The organism is Actinophytocola sediminis (assembly GCF_054779715.1).
The window spans coordinates 101596-120185 of sequence record NZ_BAAGXS010000018.1 but is presented as its reverse complement, the minus strand read 5'-3'; the positions used below and the strand labels follow the sequence as shown (position 1 = coordinate 120185).

The window sequence follows — 18590 nt, the reverse complement described above, 5'->3', positions numbered from 1 at the left end:
CTCTCGGCCCGGTGCGCGCGCGACCCCGATCCGCGCGCATCGGGCCGCCCCATCGGCCACGCGAATGCGCCTGCGAGAACGGCGGTGCCGCACCAGGGGCTATCGCAACACCGACGGTGAGTTCCTGCCGACCGACGACCGGTCGACCTCGCCGACATGCTGTTCAGGCGGGGGCGGCCAATTCGTCCACTGTAGACACATCAGTGTCCGATCAGGACACGTCGCGCCGAACCGCGAGCCTGGTGCCGGCGATCGCGAACACCAGGCCGTAGGCCACCAGCAGCACGCCGCCCTGCCAGGGCGCGAGCAGGTCGACGCCCGGTTGGGAGGTGCCGGTCAGCGCCGCGTTCGCGCCGCCGGGGAAGAACTTGTAGTAGTCGCGGATCGTGGGCAGCGCGGCCACGAACGACTCGAGAACGAACAGGTAGACCAGCGAGCCGACGATCGCGGCGATCTGGTTGCGTACCAGGGCGCCGATGCCGACACCGAGCACCGCGTAGACCGCGATACCGGCGACGGTGCCGGCCAGCGCGCCCGGGATCCCGTTGGCGGACAAGGAGACGTCGATGTCCTTGGCGGCCAGCCACGGCAGCGCCAGCGCGATCGCGAACAGCAGCACCACCGCGCCGTAGGCGATGCCGGCGAGCGCGTAGGTGAGCAGCTTCGCGATCACCACCCGGCCGCGGTGGGGGGTGGCGAGGAAGGTCGGCGTCACCGTCTGGTGGCGGAACTCGCCGGTGACCGCGATGATGCCGAGGATCAGCGCGAGCACGCCCGCCCCGGAGGCCGAGCCGAACAGGTTGCGCTGTCCCTCCGGTGTGGACAGTGGGGGCTGCGGGTTGCCTTCCGCGCCGTCGAACGCGATCGTGAAGCCGAAGAACATCGCGGTCATCGCGAGCGCGCCGAGCGTCATCCACAGCCACAGCTTGGTGGTGAACAGCTTGCGGGCCTCGCCGCGGATCAGCCGGATCATCGCGGGTCTCCCTCGCTGGTCAGCGCGAAGAAGATCTGCTCGAGGTCGCTGCGCTCGGCGGTCAACTCGTGCAGCTCGACGCGCTCGGTGAAGGCGAGGTGGCCGACCTCGTCGGTGGTCAGGCCGGTGACCCGCAGGGCGCCGTCCTGGCGGGTGGCGCTCGCCTGCTCGGGCAACGCGGAGATGAGCCGGTCCAGATCGGGCCCGCGGACCAGTACGGTCTGGCCGGCGTGCTCGGCCAGCTCGGCGATCGTGCCCTGGCGGACCAGGGTGCCCCGGTTGATGATCACCACGTTGTCGACGGTCTGCTCGACCTCGCTCAGTACGTGGCTGGAGACCAGGATCGTGCGGCCGTCGTCGGCCATGCGGCGCAGGAACGCCCGCAGCCACGCGATGCCCTCCGGGTCGAGCCCGTTGGCCGGCTCGTCCAGGATCAGCACCTTGGGGTCGCCGAGCAGCGCGGCGGCCAGGCCGAGCCGCTGGCGCATGCCCATGGAGTACCCGCGGACCTTCTGCCCGCCCGCCTTGGTGAGCCCGACCTGCTCGAGCACCTCGTCCGCCCGCTGGTCCGGAAAGCCGTTGACCGTGCAGTAGACCAGCAGGTGGTTGCGGCCGCTGCGGGCCGGGTGGAAGCTCGACGCCTCGAGCATCGCGCCGACGGTGGCCGCCGGTTGGGGCAGGTCGGCGTAGGCCAGGCCGCCGATGGTCGCGGTGCCACTCGTCGGGCCGACGAGGCCGAGCAGGCAGCGCAGGGTGGTGGTCTTGCCGGCGCCGTTGGGTCCGAGGAACCCGGTGATCGTGCCGGCGGGCACGGTGAAGGTGAGGTTGTCGACCGCCTTCACCGGGCCGAACGTCTTGCGCAGGTCACGGACCTCGATCGCCTCGGCCGACACGGGCACCCCCTGGGATTGTGAGCACGCCACATCCTAGTCAGGAGATCGCGGCGGCGGCTCCTTCTGCCACACGGGCGGGTACCGGGCGCGCTGGGCAGGTCCAGACCGGTCATCGAGCCCTCTCGACCGAGATGACCGCGGTCAACGACGTCAGGAACTCCGCCGTGGACATGTCGGACCTGACGCGCACGACGTTCGGGGCGTCGGCGATCACCCCGGCACTGTCCACGACGATCTTGCAGGTCGCCGCGTCGAACAGGGGTACGTCGGACTCCGAGTCGCCGATCGCGAGCAGCGCGTTGGCGGCCGACACCTGTCGCACCAACCGCTTCTTCTCCCCCGCGCCAGCGGGATTTCTGGCCAGTTTCCCGGTGTAGGCGCCCCCGCGCTCGCCGATGACCACGCCGAAGGCCGCGCGCCAGCCGAATATCTCGCGATAGGCGGCCAGCACCTCGGCCGGCGCGCCCGATATCACCACGATCTCGACGTCGTGCTGTCGCAGGAACCGGTGGAGGCCGTCGACGAAGCCGAACAGCGAAACCCGGTCCCGCGCGACGAAATCCGCCGCGCACTCGGTCACCGCGCCGACCGGGACCCGCGCAGACCGGCGGCGTACAGTTCTGGCGCACGTGCGGCGAGATCCTGATAGGCCACCGCGCCGACCAGGTAGTCGTCCACCACCTCGATCAACTCCCGCAGCGTGCTCGCGTCGAACAGGTTCTCGGCAGCGAGATGTCGGGACCAGTCCAGAATGGTGAACCCTGGCCGCAGCGTGTTGTCCCAGTCCACCAACGCCATCGGCCGTGCCGGCGAGGTCAGCGCGCTTTCGTTGATGGTTCCGACACATCCCTTCGGCGGATGCGGACGAGCGGACTCACTCTATAGACGCGTACGCCGGGCGGCCAGTACACACCTGGCCGCCCGGCTACCGGACGCGGTTGTCGGTCAGCCGAAGATCACGTCGCTGCACGAGTAGAAGGTCTGGTCGAAATGGCTCGCCTGCCAGATCATGTAGACAATGTGTCGGCCGGACCGCCCGGGCGCGTTGACGTCGATTGACACGGTGACGCCGTTCAGCACGGGATCGTTTTCCGGGGTGCCGACGCCCGGCGCGATGACCCCGGTGTCGGCCACCAGTTCCAGATCACTCCAGCCCAATTCCTCGGTCAGCGGATTGAATCCCTGCTTGGTGACATAGATGCGGTAGTAGTCCGCGCCGTGGCGTGCCTGGTCATGTGTGCGGAAGGTGAACCGGTTGCTCACCTGCGTCGTCTGCCAGGCCCCGCGCGTGTCGAGTGCGGCATAGCGAGTGCCGCCGGTCCGCCCGGCACTGCACAGTTGACCATCCGGGATGGCCGCCTGGTGGTTGCCGCCGACCTGCTCGCGGTACAGGCCGTTCCAGTTCCACATCGCGTTGGAGTCGTGCTGCCATGCCTGCCAGCACATCGGGTCCTCGGTGGCCATCTGCGGGTTCTGGAAGTCGCTTCCCCACCGGTCCCAACATCCGTAGTGGCGCGACGCCGGGCCGATCGCCGACCCGTGGCCGAACGCGACGCCGGCCGGTAGCAGGGGAAGTATGAGCACCGCGGCAATGCCAACGATGAATACTCGAAAAACTGTGCGCAGGGAACGCATTTCAGGCCTCCACGACTCTGTGGAAATAGTCTTTACGCACAGTGATACCGGATAATCGGAACGTATGCAAGCGACCCGGTGAATATCGTCGAAGCGCTTCGAATTGCCGACGAAATGTGTCGAAGCGACAGTCGAACGGAACGGTTTATCCGGACCCCACCGAGGCGGCGCTACCGCGGCGCTACGGAGCTGTGTTCGGCGGAGCCCGCGGAGACCGCTGGGGTGCCGTTGGCACAGCCGGCGGCGGCGGGGTGGACGCCTCGTTGACCGATCAGGGGCTGTCGCTGTTCCTGGTCAGCGTGCCGCGATGAGCGTGTCGAAGTCGGGGAAGTCCTCGGCCAGCCGGTTGCCGGTGAAGTTGCCGACCCACCCGTCGTCGTCGTGGAAGAACCTGACCGACACGTAGTCGGGCCGGGTGCCCATGTCGAACCAGTGGGTGGTGTTCGCCGGCACGCTGAGCAGGTCGCCGGCCTCGCACAGCACGCCGTAGACCCGGCCATGCGTGTGCAGGTAGAACACCCCGGCGCCACGGGCGAAGAAGCGGTCCTCGTCGTCGTCGTGGGTGTGCTCGGCGAGGAACTTCTGCCGCGCGGTGCGCGCGTGCTCGGCCCACTCCTCGGTGTCCCTCGGCGTCATGTGCAGTGCGTCGACCATGATGTAGCCCTCGGTGTCCACCACTCGGGCGATCTGGTCGGCGTAGGCGGCGAGCACCTCCTCGGAGGTCGGCTCCGGCGACAGGCCGGCCACCAGCGGCCAGCGCTCGAACCGGACGCCGAGCTGCTTGAGCTCGGTGGCGATCTCCTCGCCGTCCTCGGTACGCAGCAAGGTCGTGCCCGGGTCGGTGTCGTCCCACACGGTGAGCAGCGTCATGTCAGATCCCTCTCTCTCCACTGTCGTCCAGGGTCGCCTCGAGAACGAACCTGAGCAACCACTCGAGGCATTCCAGCCGGTAGCGCGCCTGGCGCAGGTCCGCGCCCCACACGTAGATCCCGTGCCGGGCGACGATCAGCGCCGGGGTGTCGGACCGGTATCCGCGTTCGAAGCCGTCGCCGAGCACGCGCATGTCCTGGCTGTTGGCCACTACCGGCACGGTGACCAGGTCGTCCTCGGCCTCCCGGCCGAAGCCCTTGAGCATCTCCAGGTCCCGCAGCGCCACCCCGCCCGGCCAGCGCTGCGCGGCCAGCACCGGGGCGAGCGCGTGCACGTGCACCACCGCGTCCGCGCCGGCCACCCTGGCGATCCGCGCGTGCAGACCGGCCTCCGCGGACGGCACGCCACCGGCGACGGCCACACCCCGCGCGTCCACCTCCACCACGTCGTGCTCGGTCAGCTCGCCCTTGTCCAGCCCGCTCGCGGTGACCGCTAGGCGCAGCGGGTCGCGGGACAGCACCACCGACAGGTTGCCTGCGGTGCCCCGCATCCAGCCCATCGCGGCGTACCGCGCGGCTTCCTCGGCCAGGGCGCGGCCGGCGGCCGCCGTCATGGTTGGTCCAGGAGCAGGCCGGAGAAGGACGCGGTTGTCCGGTGTGGACCGAAGTCGGCGTCGCCGAAGGGCTCGCCGGGGCGGGCGACACCGATGGCCTGCCAGCCGGCCGCCGCGGCGGCGTGCAGCTCGGCCGGCACGTCGGACAGGAACACGATCCGCTGGGGTTCGGCGCCGAGGGCCGTGGCGATCGCGTGGTAGGAGGGCGCTTCGCGTTTCGGGCCGGCGTTGACCGTGTCGAAGTGCTGGTCGAACAGGCCGGTCACGTCGCCGTCGGTGGTGCGCGAGAAGGAGGCCACCTGGCCGGCGATCGAGCCGGAGGAGAACACCGCGAGCCGCAGCCCGGCGCCGTGCCAGAGCCGCAGCGCGGGCGCCACGTCCGGGAAGAACTCGGTGGTCAGGTCGCCGTCGGCGTAGCCGCGCTGCCAGATGAGTCCCTGCAACGTCTTCAGCGGCGCGATCTTCTGGTCAGCGGACATCCACTCGTGCAGCACCGCCACCACCTCGGCGGTGGTGGCGGTGGCCGGCAGTCCGCCAAGGTCGCGGGTCCGCGCGACCGCGTCGGCGACCACCGGGTCGTCGTCGTGCTCGTCGATCCACGGGCCAAGCCGTGGCCGCGCGTAGTCGTAGAGCACCACGTGCACCTGGCTGGTCGCGGTGAGCGTGCCCTCGATGTCGAGGACCACCCAGTCGAGCGCGAGCGTCACGGTTCCTCCTGGTGATAGCCGGCGAGTTCGGCGGGGTCGAATGCTCCCCGGTCGGTGACCACAGTGGACACGAACCGGGGTGGGGTGATGTCGAAGGCCGGGTACAGGCCCTGGATTCCCGGCTCGGTGACGCCGGCCGAGGCGAGCACCTCGGCACCGTCGCGGTACTCGATCGGCACGTCCGCGGCGGTCGGGGCGTGCTGGTCGGGCGCCTGGACCATCGCCAGGAACGGCACCTCGTAGGCGTGTGCGGCGACCGCCAGCCCGAGGGTGCCGATCTTGTTCACCACGTGGCCGTCCATGGTGACCCGGTCGGCGGCGGTCACCAGGGCGTCGATCCGGCCGTCGGCGAGCACGGCCGCGCCCATACCGTCGGTGATCAGCGTGGTGGGCACGCCCATTTCCGCCAGGGTGGTCGCGGTCAGCCGGGCGCCCTGGAGATAGGGGCGGGTTTCGGTGCAGTGGAAGGAGAACGACTTGCCGGCCGCGCGCGCGGCGTGCACCAGCTCGACGAGATAGAGGTCGGCCCAGCAGTGGGTGAGCAGGGACGCGTTGTCCGGCAACAGCTTCGCGGTGTGCTCGCCGAGCGCGCGGCTGCGCGCGCGGTACCGCTGGTCGCCCGCCAGCGCGCCCTCGGTTGCCGACCCGACGATGTCGGTGGTGTCCACAGCGGACAGCACGGCGTGGACCGCCTTGCGCAGGTGGTTGTTCGTGCGCCGGGTGGCCACCAGCCGCGCTCCGGCGGCCTCCAGGTGGGCCACCGGGTCGGGCAGGTCCGCTGCCTCGCGAGCGGCGAGCACCATCGCCCACAGCGCGGCGAAGTAGGGGCCGGAGGACTGGGTGACCATGTCCTCGATGGCCACCGCCACGTCCTCGACGGTGGCGCAGCGCACCCACTCCCGGCGGGCGGGGAAGACCCGGCGGTCCAGAATGTACACGCCGTCGTCGGCCAGCCGGACGCTGTCGGCCAGGATCGGCTGGATGGTCATCAGCTGTACCCGGACGGTCGCGGCAGCTCACCGGTGAGCAGGTGCGCGCCGACCTCTCGGGCCTTGTAGGCCACCGGATCGTGCAGGGTCAGCGTGCGGGCGTTGCGCCAGAACCGGTCGAGGCCGTACTTGTTCGCGCTCGCCCTGGCGCCGGTGAACTCGAACACCTTCGAGCTCGCGTCGTTGGCGACGCCGGTGGCCACCACCTTGGCCGCCGAGATCGCGACCGCGGCCTCGCCGCGTTCCCTGGCGGTCAACGCGTCGCCCCGGTCGAACGCCTCGCCGATGGCGGCCGCCGCGAGGTCGGTGAGCGCGGCGGCGGCCCTGGTCCTGGCGGCCAGTTCGCCGTAGCCGGCGAGGATGTACGGGTCGGCGACCGCTTCGTCCACATCGGACAGCGTCCACGCCCGGGAGCTGGTCCTGGTGTACTCGGCGGCCTCGGTCAGCGCGCCGTCGGCGATCCCGACGTAGATCTGGGTGAGCATCAGCTGGAAGCCGAGCGCGGCCAGCGAGGCGCGGACCGCGGACTCGTCGTGCACGCCGAGCACGTCGGCCGCCGGCACGTGGACGTTCTCGAACACCACGCCGCCGCTGGCCGTCAGCCGCTGGCCGAGGTTGTCCCAGTCCCGCAGGTAGCGCACGCCATCGGCGCCGGCGTCCACGACGAACGTGATCTTCTCCCCGGTGTCGGTGTGGGTGGCGCTGACCACGAGCCGATCCGCCACGCTGGCGCCGGTGGCGAAGGTCTTGCGCCCGTCGACCAGGAAGCCGCCGTCGACCGGTGTGAACCGCAGCGCGGCGTCCAGCGGATTGCTCACCCCGGCCCAGAACCAGTCGCCGGCCGAGGTCTCCCGGTGCAGCCGGTCGACCAGGTCGGGGCGCTCGAACAGCTCGGTGCGCCACAGCTGCAGGTAGTGGTAGCCGAGCAGGTGCCCGACCGAGGCGTCGGCCGCGGCCACGATCCTGGTGACCTCGTTGGCCGTTCGCCAGCCGGCCCCGCGCCCGCCACCGGCCAACGGGACCAGCAGGGTCAGCAGGCCGGAGGCGCGCAGCAGCGCGACCTCGGCGTGTGGTTCGGCGGCGTCCCGCTCCCGCTGCGCCGCGTCCGCGCGCAGCGTCGCGGCGAGCTCGCGGGCGACGGCGAGCCAGTCGTTGGTCATGTGAGTACCACCAATGCGTCCAGGGCCACTCGGCTGCCGGCCGCGACCGCGTCGGTCACCACCTGGCGGTGCGGGTCGTAGCTGGTCGGGTCGTCGTTGTCCACTGTGGCGTTGCCGTCGATCACCAGCACACCACCCGCGGTCAGCCCGCGCAGCCCGGCGAACACCAGCAGCGTCGCCAGCTCCATCTCGATGGCGATCACCCGCGCGGCCAGGTAGTCGCGCATCGGCAGCTCGAGCACCATCGGGCTGAACGCCGCCCTGGTCCACACCACGCCCCGGTGTGCCCGTACCGCGTTGGCCGCCGCCGCCCGGTCGAGCGCGAGCACCGCCTCCGGGGTGGTGAACGCCGGGTACTCGGGGTGGATGAGCTGGTGAGTGACGCCGTCGTCGCGCACTGCGGCCTCGGCGATCACCAGGTCGCCGTCGGCGATATCCGCCCGCAGCGCACCCGCCGTGCCGAACCGCAGGAACGTGCGCACCCCGGCCTCGGCCAGCTCGCCGAACTGGCAGAGCGCGCCCGGCCCGCCGACCCCGTGTGAGGACACCACGACCGGCACCCCGCGCCAGGACCCGGTGAAGCTGCGGTACTCCCTGTTCTGTCCGATGAGGACGGTGTCGGTCAGCAGCGCGGCGACCGCGCTCGCCCGATCCGGATCACCGACGACCAGCGCGCGTTCCGGCAACCCGGTACGCGGGATCTTCGTGATGGGCAGATAATCGCTCATATCACTCTCCCGGTGGCGCGGCGGCGGGAGCGCAGCCGAGCGCTGAACACGAACAGGGCAAGCAGGGTCACCACGTACGGCGCCGCGTCGGTTGCCTGTTGGGGCAGGCCGACGCCCTGCAGCCGGAACCCGAACGCCTCGGCGAGTCCGAACAGGACGGCGGCGGCGAGCACCCCGTAGGGCAGCGCCCGGCCGAGCATCACCGCGACCACGGCGATCCACCCCCGGCCGGCGGTCATGTTCTCCGAGAACAACGTCACGTTGCCCAGCGCGAGCTGCGCGCCGGCCAGGCCGCACAGCGCGCCGCCGGCGAGGATCACGCCGTAGCGGTACGCCTCGACGCGCACGCCGAGGCTGGCGGCCGCCTCCGGCCGCTCGCCGACCCCACGCAGCCGCAGGCCGATCGGATGCCGGTAGAGCACCAGCGCGAGCGCGGGCACCGCGAGCCAGGACAGGTACACCAACGCGGAGTGTCCGGAGAGGACCTCGCCGAGGAAGGGGATCTCGCGCAGCAGTGGCAGTTCGACCGGGTCCAGCCCGGCCAGCGCCGGATCGCTGAACGTGCCCCTGGTGCCGAACACGGTCTGGATGAGGAAGCTGGTGAGGCCGACCGCGAGCAGGTTGACCGCGACGCCGAGCACGATGGCGTCCCCGGCGAAGGTGACCGTGCCGATCGCCAGGATCAGCGAGTAGGCGGTGCCGGCGAGCATCGCGGTGAGCACGCCGAGCCACACGCTGCCGGTGTACCAGCTGCCGGCCACACCGGCGAAACAGCCGACCAGCATGGTGCCCTCGAGCGAGATGTTGAACACCCCGGCGCGCTGGCACAGTGCCCCGGCCAGCGCAGCGAGCAGGATCGGGGTGAGCGCGCCGAGCGCGGAGGAGAACAGTGCCGCGTCGATCACACCGCGCTCCTTCGCCTGCGCAGCAGCCCGGTCGTGGCCGCCAGGAAGATGATCAGCACGGCCTGGAGTACCGAGGTCAGCTCGCGCGGCACCTGGGTGGCTCGCTCCATGGCGAACCCGCCGCTGGTGAGTGCGGCGAAGAACAGCGCGGCCACCAGTGTCCCCAGTGGACTCGCGGTGGCCAGCAGCGCGGCGAGCAGACCGATCCAGGTGTACTGCGGGGTGATCAGCGCGCCGTCGATGAACCGGTAGGGGAAGCCGAGCACCACGACCGCGCCGACCAGGCCGGCCAGCCCGCCGGAGCAGGCCAGCAGGCGCACCGTGGTGCGTGGCCGGTCGATCCCCGCGTACTGGGCGAACCTCGGTCCCCAGCCGGTGATCCGCGCCTCGAAGCCGGCCGGCGTGCGGGCGTCGACCACCGCGTAGACCGCCACCGCGGCCACGATCAGGAACAGTCCGACGGTCAGCCCGTTGCCGGCCAGCGCCGGCAGCCGCACGTCCGGCGGCAGCTGCGCGCTCTGCGGCAGGCTGGATCCGGGGTCGCGCATGGGAAAGCGCACCAGGTAGGCCGCGAGCGACATCGCCGGGTAGCTCAGCAGCAGGCTGGTCACCAGCAGCGGAACCCCCAGCCTGGTCTCACACAACGCCGCCCCGGCCGCGTACAGCCCACCGGCGAGTACGCCGGCGACCAGCGCCGCGACCAGCCCGAGCACCCCCGGCACGTGCAGCCCCACCGCGACCGCGCTCACCGCGCCGAGCACCAGCTGCCCCTCGCCGCCGAGGTTGACCATCCCGGCCCGCAGCGGAATCGCCAGCGCGATCGCCATCCCGACCACCGGCACCGCGTAGGCCAGCGTGTCCTGAATACCGTCGGCCCCGAACGCCCCCACCACAATGGACTCCACGGCCACCACCGGATCAGCCCCGGTAGCCGCCAACAACACGATCCCCAACACCGCCGCCCCAACAACAGCGACCCCAGCCGTCACCACCCCCCTCACAGCGCTCCCCCGCCGCCGGCAACGCAGCGAAGGGTCCCTTCGCTGCACTGGGCGCAGTGAAGGGACCCTTCGCTGCGGTTCATGAGGCACCGCCGGCCATGGCCAGGCCGATGGCGTGGGGGTCGGCGTCGGGTTTGGGGAACTCGGCGGTGAGGCGGCCTTCGTACATGACCAGGACGCGGTCGGCCAGGCCGATGATCTCGCTCAGCTCGGCGGAGACCAGCAGGATGGCGTGCCCGGCGTCGCGGTAGGCGATCAGCTCGGCGTGGATGCCGACCACCGCGCCGATGTCCACGCCCCTGGTGGGCTGTTCGACCAGCAGCACCGGCGCCTCGTGGGTCAGCTCCCGGCCCAGGATCGCCTTCTGCTGGTTGCCACCCGACAGCGTGCGCATCGGCGCCGACGGCCCGGCCGCCCGCACGCCGAACCGTTCGATGATCCGCTCCGCGTGCGCGCGCATCGCCGATGGCCGCAGGAAACCCGCGCGCAGCACCGGCGGCCGCCGGTGGAAGCCGGTGGCCAGGTTGTCGCTGAGCCGTGCGGCCGGCGCGGCGCCGGTCTGCGCCCGGTCCTCGGGGATGTGCGCCAGCCCGGCCGCGCGCCGGGCACGGACGTCGAGCCGGGTGATCTCCCGCTCCCCCAACGTGATCGTGCCCTGATCGGCGGACAGCAGGCCGGCCACGGCCGCCACCAGCTCGGTCTGCCCGTTGCCGGCGACCCCGGCGATGCCGACGATCTCCCCGGCGCGCACCGACAGCGTCACGTCGTCGACCGCAGGGCGGCCCGCGCCCACGCCGCGCACGGTCAGCCCGCGCACCGCCAGCGCCTCCGCGCCAGGACTCCCGGCCGGGTACACCCGGTCCAGGTCGACCTCGCGGCCGGTCATGGCGCTGGCCAACGCGGCCCGGTCGGTGGCCGCGGTCGGCCCGCTCATGGTCACCCGGCCGTCGCGCAGCACGGTCACCGTGTCGCTGACCGCGGTCACCTCGTGCAGCTTGTGCGTGACCAACAGCACGGTGTGCCCGTCGGCGACGAGGTCGCGCAGCACGACGAACAGCTGCTCGGTCTCGGCCGGGGTGAGCACCGCGGTCGGCTCGTCCAGGATCAGCAGCCGCGCCCTGCGGTACAGCAGCTTGAGGATCTCCACCTGCTGGCGCACGCCGACCGGCAGGTCGCCGACCCGGTCGGTCGGCGACAGCCGCAGCCCGTGCCGCTCGATCAGGTCGGCCACCGCGGCGGTGGCCGCCCGCCGGTCGAGCAGTCCGCGCCTGGTCGGCTCGGCGCCGAAGATCACGTTGTCGACCACCGGCATCGAGTCGAACAGCGCGAAGCCCTGCTGCACCATGCCGATGCCGGCATCGATGGCCCGCGCGGGGGAGTCCAGGCCCACCGGCCTGCCGTCGAGCGCGATCGTGCCGTCGTCCGGGCGCAGCAGGCCGTAGAGGATCGACATCAGCGTCGACTTGCCGGCGCCGTTCTCGCCCATCAACGCGTGGATCTCGCCGGGCGCGACGGTCAGGTCGACGTGGTCGTTGGCAAGCAGGTCGCCGAACCGCTTGACGATCCCGGTGAGCTGGACCGCTGGCACAGGCACTGGCTGGTCAGCCTTCCGCCGGGTCGGCGACGGTGATCGTGCCGGCGACCAGCTCGTCGCGCAGCTTCGCGACCTGCTCCAGCACGTCCGGATGGTCGACGATCACGCACTGCGAGGACTCGGCGTCCGGCTGCAGGCCGGTCAGCGAGATGCCCTCCTCCTTGACCCCGTAGGAGCGGGCCTCGCCCTGCTTGCCGTCGAGGATCGCGGTCACGCCGTCGGTGATCACCACGTTGGTGCGCTTGATCACGTTGTCCACGACCTGGCCCTCGCTGGCCGGGCACTGGTTGGCGTCCACGCCGAAGGCGAAGATCCCGTGCTCCTTGGCCGCCTCGAACACGCCGAGGTTGCCCGACGCGGACGCCGCGCCCATCACGTAGTCCACGCCCTGGCCGGCCAGGGTGGCGGTGAGCTGCTTGGCCCGGCCGGGGTCGTTGAACGGGTTCGCGCCGCCGATGAACAGCGGGCTGAGCGTGGTGGCCGGCTTGACCCGCTGCGCGCCCTCGCCGAAGGGCGTCGAGTAGCGGCGGAACTGCGGGGTGTCGATCGCCACCACCGCGCCCACCTTGCCCGAGGCGGACAGCAGACCGGCCTCCGCGCCGGCCAGGAACGCGCCCTCGTACTCGCGGAAGACGGCGCAGGTGACGTTCGGGAACGGCTTCTCGGTGCACGAGTCGACGAACAGGAACTGCTGGTCAGGGTGCTGCTCGGCCTGCTGGGCGAGCACGTCGGCGAAGTTGAAGCCGACCGCGACGATCACGTCCGGCTCGTCGCGGACCGCGGCCGCCACGTTCTGCTGGATCGAGGCGGGGTCGGTGCTCTGGTAGACCTTCTGGGTCCCGCCGTGCTCCTCGGCGGCGTCCTCGACCCCGGCCACCGCGAGCCGCAGGAAGTCGTTGACCCCCACTGGGCTCGGCGTGACCAGCACGAACGACGGGCCGTCCGCACCGCCGCCGTCGCCGTCGGCCGGGGAGTTGGCCGCCGCGTTGCAGCCGGCGAGCAGGGTGCCGACGGTCAGCAGACCGCACAGCCGGGACCTCGGACCCATCACATTCCTCCACGCCGATCTGAGGTCGCCCGATCGGCGTAACCTCAAACGGAGGGTAGGCAAAGTGCCCGACATCCGACCAAGGTATCCCAAATAGTGGGAATCGGCCTGGTCTACGGCTTGCGGCCGACCGCCCCGACGATGCACCGCGCCGCGCCGCTGAGCGGGGTGAGCGCCGGCCCGTCCGGCCACCACTCGTCGCACGCCACGACGTCGCCGCCCTCGCCCTCGGTCGGCGACACCAGCTCAAGGCCGTCGAGCATCTCGACGATCTCCGCGCGGGTGCGGAACCTGCCGGCCCCCATCGGACCGTTGACCAGCACGTTCTCGATCCGCCGCGCGATCGCGGTCAACTCGGGCACTTCCGGGTCGAAGAAGTGGGAGAACACCACATAACTGCCGGAGACCAGGCGGTCGATGTAGCCGCGCATCACCGCGACCGCGTCGCCTTCCACATGGTGCATCGTGCCCACCTGCAACAACACCATCGGCCGGGAGAAATCGAGATGACTGCCGACAACCAGGTTCTCCAGCACTTCCGGCGGATTGAAGATATCCGCGGAGACCATCAGCACGTTCTCGTTGTCGGTCAGCAACGCCCGACCGTGCGCGAGCACGACCGGGTCGTTGTCGACGTAGACCACGCGCGCCGCCGGATTGAACCGCTGCACGATCTCGTGGGTGTTCTCGGCGGTCGGCAGGCCGGACCCGCAGTCGAGGAACTGGTCGATCCGCGACTCGCGGGACAGGAACCGGCAGGCGCGGTTGAGGAAGGCGCGGTTCCCGCGCGCGATGTGCACCGCCTCCGGCACCGCGTCGTTGATCTTCCGCATGATCTGCCGGTCGACCTCGTAGACGTCCTTGCCACCGAGGAAACCCCCGTACACCCTGGCAATACTCGGCCTGGACGGGTCGATGCCGACCGGAACCTGACTCGGTGACTTCGCTGCGGCCGCGTCCATTGCTCCCTCACTGCGCACGGGTGACAACTGCTGGGCACCATAGTCGCCCAGCGACCCCGGACGACGCCAGGGGCGGGGACGCCGGCCGGCGTCCGCTCGGCCCAACAACTCTCCACACAACCGCCGCGAGCCACTGGGCTATCCGGGTGAACCAGGACACGGCCGGGTAACGGCGTCGATAAGGTGCATAGCGCACATCAACCACGAATCAACTAACAAAAGGCAAGGGGCACACTGTGTCGCAACAAACCGGTTGGGTTCCGTCCACAGTGGACATTGAGAAACCGAGTGCGGCGCGGATGTACGACTACTTACTCGGCGGGAACCACAACTTCGAGGTCGACCGGGCGTTCATCGGCAAGATTTTGCAGGTCCAGCCCGAGGCGAGGCGGTTCGCGATCATGAACCGGGCCTTCCTGCGGCGCGCCGTACTGTTCATGGTAGAGCGGGGAATCCGCCAGTTCCTCGACCTCGGCTCCGGCATCCCCACCGTCGGCAACGTGCACGAGATCGCCGGCGAGGTCGACGCCGACACCCGCGTGGTGTACGTCGACCAGGAGCACGTCGCGGTCGCCCACAGCCAACTGCTGTTGGAGGACAACCAACACGCGGTGATGGTGCAGGGCGACATCACCAAACCGGGCCTGGTACTCAACGACCAGGAGACCCAGCGCCTGCTCGACTTCGACAAGCCGATCGGGCTGCTCGCGGTCACCATCGGCCACTACATTCTCGACCACCAGGACCCCGACGGCGTGTTCGCCGCCTACCGGGAGGCGCTCGCGCCCGGCAGCTACCTCGCGCTGACCCATCTCACCGACGACTTCGCCGTCATCAAGGGCGACGAGCTGACCGAGATGATGAAGCACTCACAGAACAACGTCCGTGCCCGCTCCAAGGCCGAGGTCCTGGAGTTCTTCGGCGACTTCGAACTCGCCGAGCCGGGGCTGGTGACCACCTCGCGCTGGCGGCCGGAACGCACGCCGACCGAGGCGAACGGGGAACAGGACGGCCTTTACGCCGGTGTCGCCAGGAAACCCTGACCAAACCGACTCGCCCGCCACGCGCGCACACCGGCATCATGTACGACTGTGGAGTCGACCCGTGTGGACCGCTGGCTGTGGGCGGTCCGGCTGACCAAGACCCGCCCGGACGCCGCCGCGGCCTGCCGGGGCGGCCACGTGCGGGTCAACGGCAAGCCGGCCAAACCGGCGACCACCGTCTCCGCCGGTGACGAGGTGCGCGCCCGCGTCGGCGAGGGCACCAGGATCGTCGAGGTGGTGCGGGTGATCCAGAAGCGGGTCGGCGCGACGGACGCCGCCACCTGCTTCATCGACCGGACACCCGCGCCACCGTCGGACGCGGCCGCGCCCGTCGCGCGCCGCGACCGCGGCGCCGGCCGGCCGACGAAGCGGGAACGCCGGGTACTCGACCGCTTCCGCGGCGGTAGCCCTGATGGCTGACAAATCTCCGGCAACTCAATCGACCCAACCCGCTCACAAGGAACGCGCGCAAACGCCCGAACCCGCTGCGACCGTCCCCGCCCCGACCGCGACCGCACTCGTCGTGCCGGTGCCGGCCGCCGAGCCGGTCGTCGGCCACCACCGGCGGGTGCTCGACCACACCGCGGTCTGGGGCGTGCCGGCGCATGTCACCGTGCTCTACCCGTTCGTCCCACCCGAACAGCTCACCGAGAACACCGTCGAGATCGTGCGCGGGCTGGTCGGCGGGATCGAGGCGTTCGACTGCGTGTTCGCGCGGATCAGCTGGTTCGACCAGGACGCGGTCTGGCTCGCGCCCGAACCGGCGGAACCGTTCCGCGAACTCACCGACGCGGTGTGGCGGCGGTTCCCCGACCACCCGCCCTACCTCGGCAGGTTCGCCGACGTCGTGCCGCACCTGACGTTCGGCAGCGCGGCGCGCGCGGACCTCGCCGCGCTGCGCCACGCCGAAGAACAGGTGCGGGAGCGGCTGCCGGTGCGGGCACGGATCGACCGGGTGCTCCTGCTCGCCGGCGCCGACGCGCCGGACGCCTGGCACCCGGTGGCCGAGTTCCCGCTGGCAACGCCCTGAATGGGCCATTAGGGACGTTGACCGTCCCGAATGACTCATTCGAGGCATCCGCCGGCGTCACTCGTTGCGGAGCACCGCCGCGATCGGTGTCCTGGCCGCGCTGCGCGCCGGGAGGAGCGCGCCGAGCACGGCGATGACCACGCCGGCCAGCCCGAGCAGGACCAGCATCGGCGCCCGGTAGACCTCCAGCATGAAGTCGAAGACCTCGGACTGGGACGCGCGCAGCATGGCGGGCACGACCAGCTGGTGGGTCGCGACGCCCAGCGGCAGGCCGATCAGCCCGCCGACCACGCCGAGCACCCCCATCGAGGTCACCATCATCACCGTGACCTGCCGCGGGGTCATCCCGATCGACTTGAGCATGCCGAGGTCGCGGCGGCGTTCGCGGGCGTTGAGCGCGACGGTGTTGAACACCCCGAGTGCCGCGACCGCGCCGAGCACCACCGTGAGCAACGTGGTCGTGCCGATCAGCACGACGGCCGAGTCGGAGGTGGAGTCCCGCTGCGCGGCCTCCAGCCCGGGGTCACCGGCCAGCACGGTGTCGGTGTAGGCCCGCTGGTCGACCTCCGGCGCGAACTGGACGGTGTAGGTGTGCGCCCTGGTGTCGGGCGCGAGCGCGGTCAGCGTCGACCAGTCGGCGAAGGCCATGGTGTCGTAGTTGACCAGCACGACCCCGACGATCCGCAGCCGCGCGCGTTGTCCGTCCAGCTCGACGGTGAGCACGTCACCGACCTCGAGTCCGCGCTGGTTGAGAAACCTCGTCGACGCCGCGACCTGGCCGGGACCGTCCGGCCACTGTCCACTGAGGACTTTCGGGCTGAGCTCGTCGGTGTCCCCCCGGTAGAACCGCAGCCCGATGTTCTGCTTCCCGCCGACGACGTGCACGTCCCGGTGGGCCATCGCGGTGACCCGCACCGCGCCGGGCGTCGAACGCAGCAGCTGCTCGTCCTGGGCGTCGCTGAGCCGCGGCGTGCGCACCGGTGCGCCGGGGGGCGGCTCCACGCCCGCCGGCAGACCGGCGTGGAAGTCCAGCCGGTCGGCGTGCACCGGCCGCATCGCGGCCGAGTACGCGTTCACCGACATCATCGCGCCGATCGCGAAGGTCACCGTGGTGGCGCCGAGGACGATGGCCGCCAGCGTCAGCGCGCTGCGTGCCGGGCGGGCGAAGGACACCCCGACGCCCAGGCTGACCGAGCGCGGCAGCCGTAGCCCGGACAGCCAGCGCTGGATCCGCAGCGCCCGGCCCGCCTTGGGCGCGCTGCCCGCGCTGATCGCCTCGATGGCCGGCAGCCCTCGGGCCCGCAGCGCGGACACCATCGCGGCCAGCGCCACCACGACCGGCATGCCGACCAGCGCGAGGACGTCCACCCAGACCGCGATGCCGACGTCGCCGGTGCCCAGGACGCCGAACGTGTCGGCGATCAGCGGCCCGGCGACGATGTTGCCGACCAGCGTGCCGACCACGGCCCCGGCGGCGGCCGGGACCAGGACCATCACCAGGTAGACCAGCATCACCTGGTTCGGCGTGAAGCCGAGCGCCTTGAGCACGCCGATGTGCCGGAAGCCGGCCACCACCGCGCCGCTGACCACGTTGGCCACGATCAGCACCGACACCGTGAGCCCGAGGATCCCGAAGACGATCAGGAACGGCACGTACGCGCCGAGCTCGGAGCTGAGCTGCTGGAGCACCGCGAGATAGGACTGGGTGCCGAGCACGGCGTCGCCGGGCAGGCCGGCGGTCACCTTCGCCTGGCCGGCGGCGATCGCCTCGACGGTGGCCGCGTCGGTGAAGCGGTACTGCAGCTGCAGGGTGGTCTCGCCGAGGTCGGCCAGTTGGGCCGGGGTGACCCAGGCGTCGGCGGACGCGCCGACCGAGTAGGCGAAGCCGACGACCGTCAGGTCCGGATGACCGGGGGTGGCGATCCGCATGCCGAGGACGAGCGGGGCCAGCCGGTCCTCGTGGTGCCCTGGGGCGATGTTCAGCACGATCTCGCCGGGCCCGGTGACCCACCGGCCGTGCCACACGTCGAGCCGGTCCACCGCGCCGCCGGGGTCGGCCCGGCCGACCGTGGTCAGCGAGTCGGCCAGACCGTGCCCGCTGTCGGAGGTGTCCAGGCTGGTCTGCCCGAACGGCCCGGCGACCGCGTCGACCCCGGCCTGGTCGGCGGCCTGGGTGAGCTGGTCGGCGGACACCACCGTGTTGTCGAAGGCGGCGACCAGGTGGGCGCCGCGCTGCTGGTCGTGTGCCCGCTCGAACGGGTCGGAGGCCGCCGCGAGCAACCCGAGCGCGAGCACGATCGTCCCGGTGGAGACCGCGACGACCAGCCCGATCACCACCGTCTGCACCCGCCGGCGCCGCACCGCCGCCCGCGCCACCCTGCCCAGCGCGCTCATGCCAGCTCCCACCCGCAGCGAAGGAGCCCTTCGCTGCGTCCAGTG

General features: G+C 71.2%; 19 protein-coding genes. 3 read left to right on the top strand and 16 right to left on the bottom strand.

Annotation, left to right across the window (positions count from 1 at the left end; genetic code table 11):
• Positions 1-211 precede the first annotated feature (211 nt).
• The 15 genes from ACYVIP_RS10890 to ACYVIP_RS10820 form a co-directional block, all read right to left on the bottom strand.
• Positions 212-973 (bottom strand): hypothetical protein, encoded by a 762-nt coding sequence (locus ACYVIP_RS10890; RefSeq protein WP_460394794.1) that lies wholly within the window; start codon positions 971-973, stop codon positions 212-214.
• Positions 970-1872: an ABC transporter ATP-binding protein gene (locus tag ACYVIP_RS10885; RefSeq protein WP_460394792.1), complete on the bottom strand. Its 903-nt coding sequence runs from the start codon at positions 1870-1872 to the stop codon at positions 970-972. Before ACYVIP_RS10885 ends, ACYVIP_RS10890 begins: the two co-directional genes overlap by 4 nt.
• 103 nt (positions 1873-1975) lie before the next feature.
• Positions 1976-2713 carry a haloacid dehalogenase-like hydrolase gene (locus tag ACYVIP_RS10880; RefSeq protein ID WP_460394789.1) on the bottom strand — a complete coding sequence of 246 codons (738 nt, stop codon included), beginning with the start codon at positions 2711-2713 and terminating at the stop codon, positions 1976-1978.
• A gap of 98 nt (positions 2714-2811) precedes the next feature.
• The gene (locus ACYVIP_RS10875; protein ID WP_460394786.1) at positions 2812-3501 is read right to left on the bottom strand and encodes a lytic polysaccharide monooxygenase auxiliary activity family 9 protein; all 690 of its coding nucleotides are present in this window, start codon (positions 3499-3501) and stop codon (positions 2812-2814) included.
• Positions 3502-3795: 294 nt separating this feature from the next.
• A complete protein-coding gene (locus ACYVIP_RS10870; RefSeq protein ID WP_460394783.1) occupies positions 3796-4371 on the bottom strand; it encodes a 1,2-dihydroxy-3-keto-5-methylthiopentene dioxygenase in 576 nt (191 codons plus the stop codon).
• Between the two features lies 1 nt (position 4372).
• Entirely contained in the window at positions 4373-4984 is a 612-nt protein-coding gene (gene mtnB / locus ACYVIP_RS10865; RefSeq protein ID WP_460394780.1) for a methylthioribulose 1-phosphate dehydratase, read from the bottom strand.
• Positions 4981-5691 (bottom strand): acireductone synthase, encoded by a 711-nt coding sequence (gene mtnC, locus ACYVIP_RS10860; protein ID WP_460394778.1) that lies wholly within the window; start codon positions 5689-5691, stop codon positions 4981-4983. Before mtnC ends, mtnB begins: the two co-directional genes overlap by 4 nt.
• Positions 5688-6680, bottom strand: coding sequence for a translation initiation factor eIF-2B alpha/beta/delta subunit family protein (locus ACYVIP_RS10855; protein WP_460394775.1), 993 nt, complete (start codon positions 6678-6680; stop codon positions 5688-5690). Before ACYVIP_RS10855 ends, mtnC begins: the two co-directional genes overlap by 4 nt.
• Positions 6680-7840: an acyl-CoA dehydrogenase family protein gene (locus ACYVIP_RS10850; RefSeq protein WP_460394773.1), complete on the bottom strand. Its 1161-nt coding sequence runs from the start codon at positions 7838-7840 to the stop codon at positions 6680-6682. The genes ACYVIP_RS10855 and ACYVIP_RS10850 overlap by 1 nt, the downstream gene beginning before the upstream one ends.
• The gene (locus ACYVIP_RS10845) at positions 7837-8568 is read right to left on the bottom strand and encodes a phosphorylase family protein (protein WP_460394771.1); all 732 of its coding nucleotides are present in this window, start codon (positions 8566-8568) and stop codon (positions 7837-7839) included. The genes ACYVIP_RS10850 and ACYVIP_RS10845 overlap by 4 nt, the downstream gene beginning before the upstream one ends.
• Positions 8565-9473, bottom strand: coding sequence for an ABC transporter permease (locus ACYVIP_RS10840; protein WP_460394769.1), 909 nt, complete (start codon positions 9471-9473; stop codon positions 8565-8567). The genes ACYVIP_RS10845 and ACYVIP_RS10840 overlap by 4 nt, the downstream gene beginning before the upstream one ends.
• The gene (locus ACYVIP_RS10835; RefSeq protein ID WP_460394767.1) at positions 9470-10462 is read right to left on the bottom strand and encodes an ABC transporter permease; all 993 of its coding nucleotides are present in this window, start codon (positions 10460-10462) and stop codon (positions 9470-9472) included. Before ACYVIP_RS10835 ends, ACYVIP_RS10840 begins: the two co-directional genes overlap by 4 nt.
• A gap of 91 nt (positions 10463-10553) precedes the next feature.
• A complete protein-coding gene (locus tag ACYVIP_RS10830) occupies positions 10554-12062 on the bottom strand; it encodes an ABC transporter ATP-binding protein (RefSeq protein WP_460394765.1) in 1509 nt (502 codons plus the stop codon).
• 13 nt (positions 12063-12075) lie between these two features.
• A complete protein-coding gene (locus tag ACYVIP_RS10825; protein ID WP_460394763.1) occupies positions 12076-13116 on the bottom strand; it encodes a BMP family ABC transporter substrate-binding protein in 1041 nt (346 codons plus the stop codon).
• Positions 13117-13229: 113 nt separating this feature from the next.
• Entirely contained in the window at positions 13230-14078 is an 849-nt protein-coding gene (locus ACYVIP_RS10820; protein ID WP_460394761.1) for an SAM-dependent methyltransferase, read from the bottom strand.
• Between the two features lie 236 nt (positions 14079-14314).
• Between ACYVIP_RS10820 and ACYVIP_RS10815 the strand changes: the two genes are divergently transcribed.
• Genes ACYVIP_RS10815 through ACYVIP_RS10805 form a run of 3 tightly spaced genes read left to right on the top strand, consistent with a single transcriptional unit; the run spans position 14315 to position 16151 of the window.
• Complete coding sequence (locus ACYVIP_RS10815) at positions 14315-15121, top strand: SAM-dependent methyltransferase (protein WP_460394759.1); 807 nt, start codon at positions 14315-14317, stop codon at positions 15119-15121.
• 48 nt (positions 15122-15169) lie between these two features.
• Entirely contained in the window at positions 15170-15541 is a 372-nt protein-coding gene (locus tag ACYVIP_RS10810; protein WP_460394757.1) for an RNA-binding S4 domain-containing protein, read from the top strand.
• Complete coding sequence (locus tag ACYVIP_RS10805) at positions 15534-16151, top strand: 2'-5' RNA ligase family protein (RefSeq protein WP_460394755.1); 618 nt, start codon at positions 15534-15536, stop codon at positions 16149-16151. The genes ACYVIP_RS10810 and ACYVIP_RS10805 overlap by 8 nt, the downstream gene beginning before the upstream one ends.
• A 57-nt stretch (positions 16152-16208) precedes the next feature.
• Here the strand turns inward: ACYVIP_RS10805 and ACYVIP_RS10800 are convergent, their stop codons facing one another.
• Positions 16209-18545, bottom strand: a complete 2337-nt coding sequence (locus ACYVIP_RS10800) for an FtsX-like permease family protein (RefSeq protein ID WP_460394753.1) — start codon at positions 18543-18545, stop codon at positions 16209-16211.
• Positions 18546-18590: the final 45 nt, after the last annotated feature.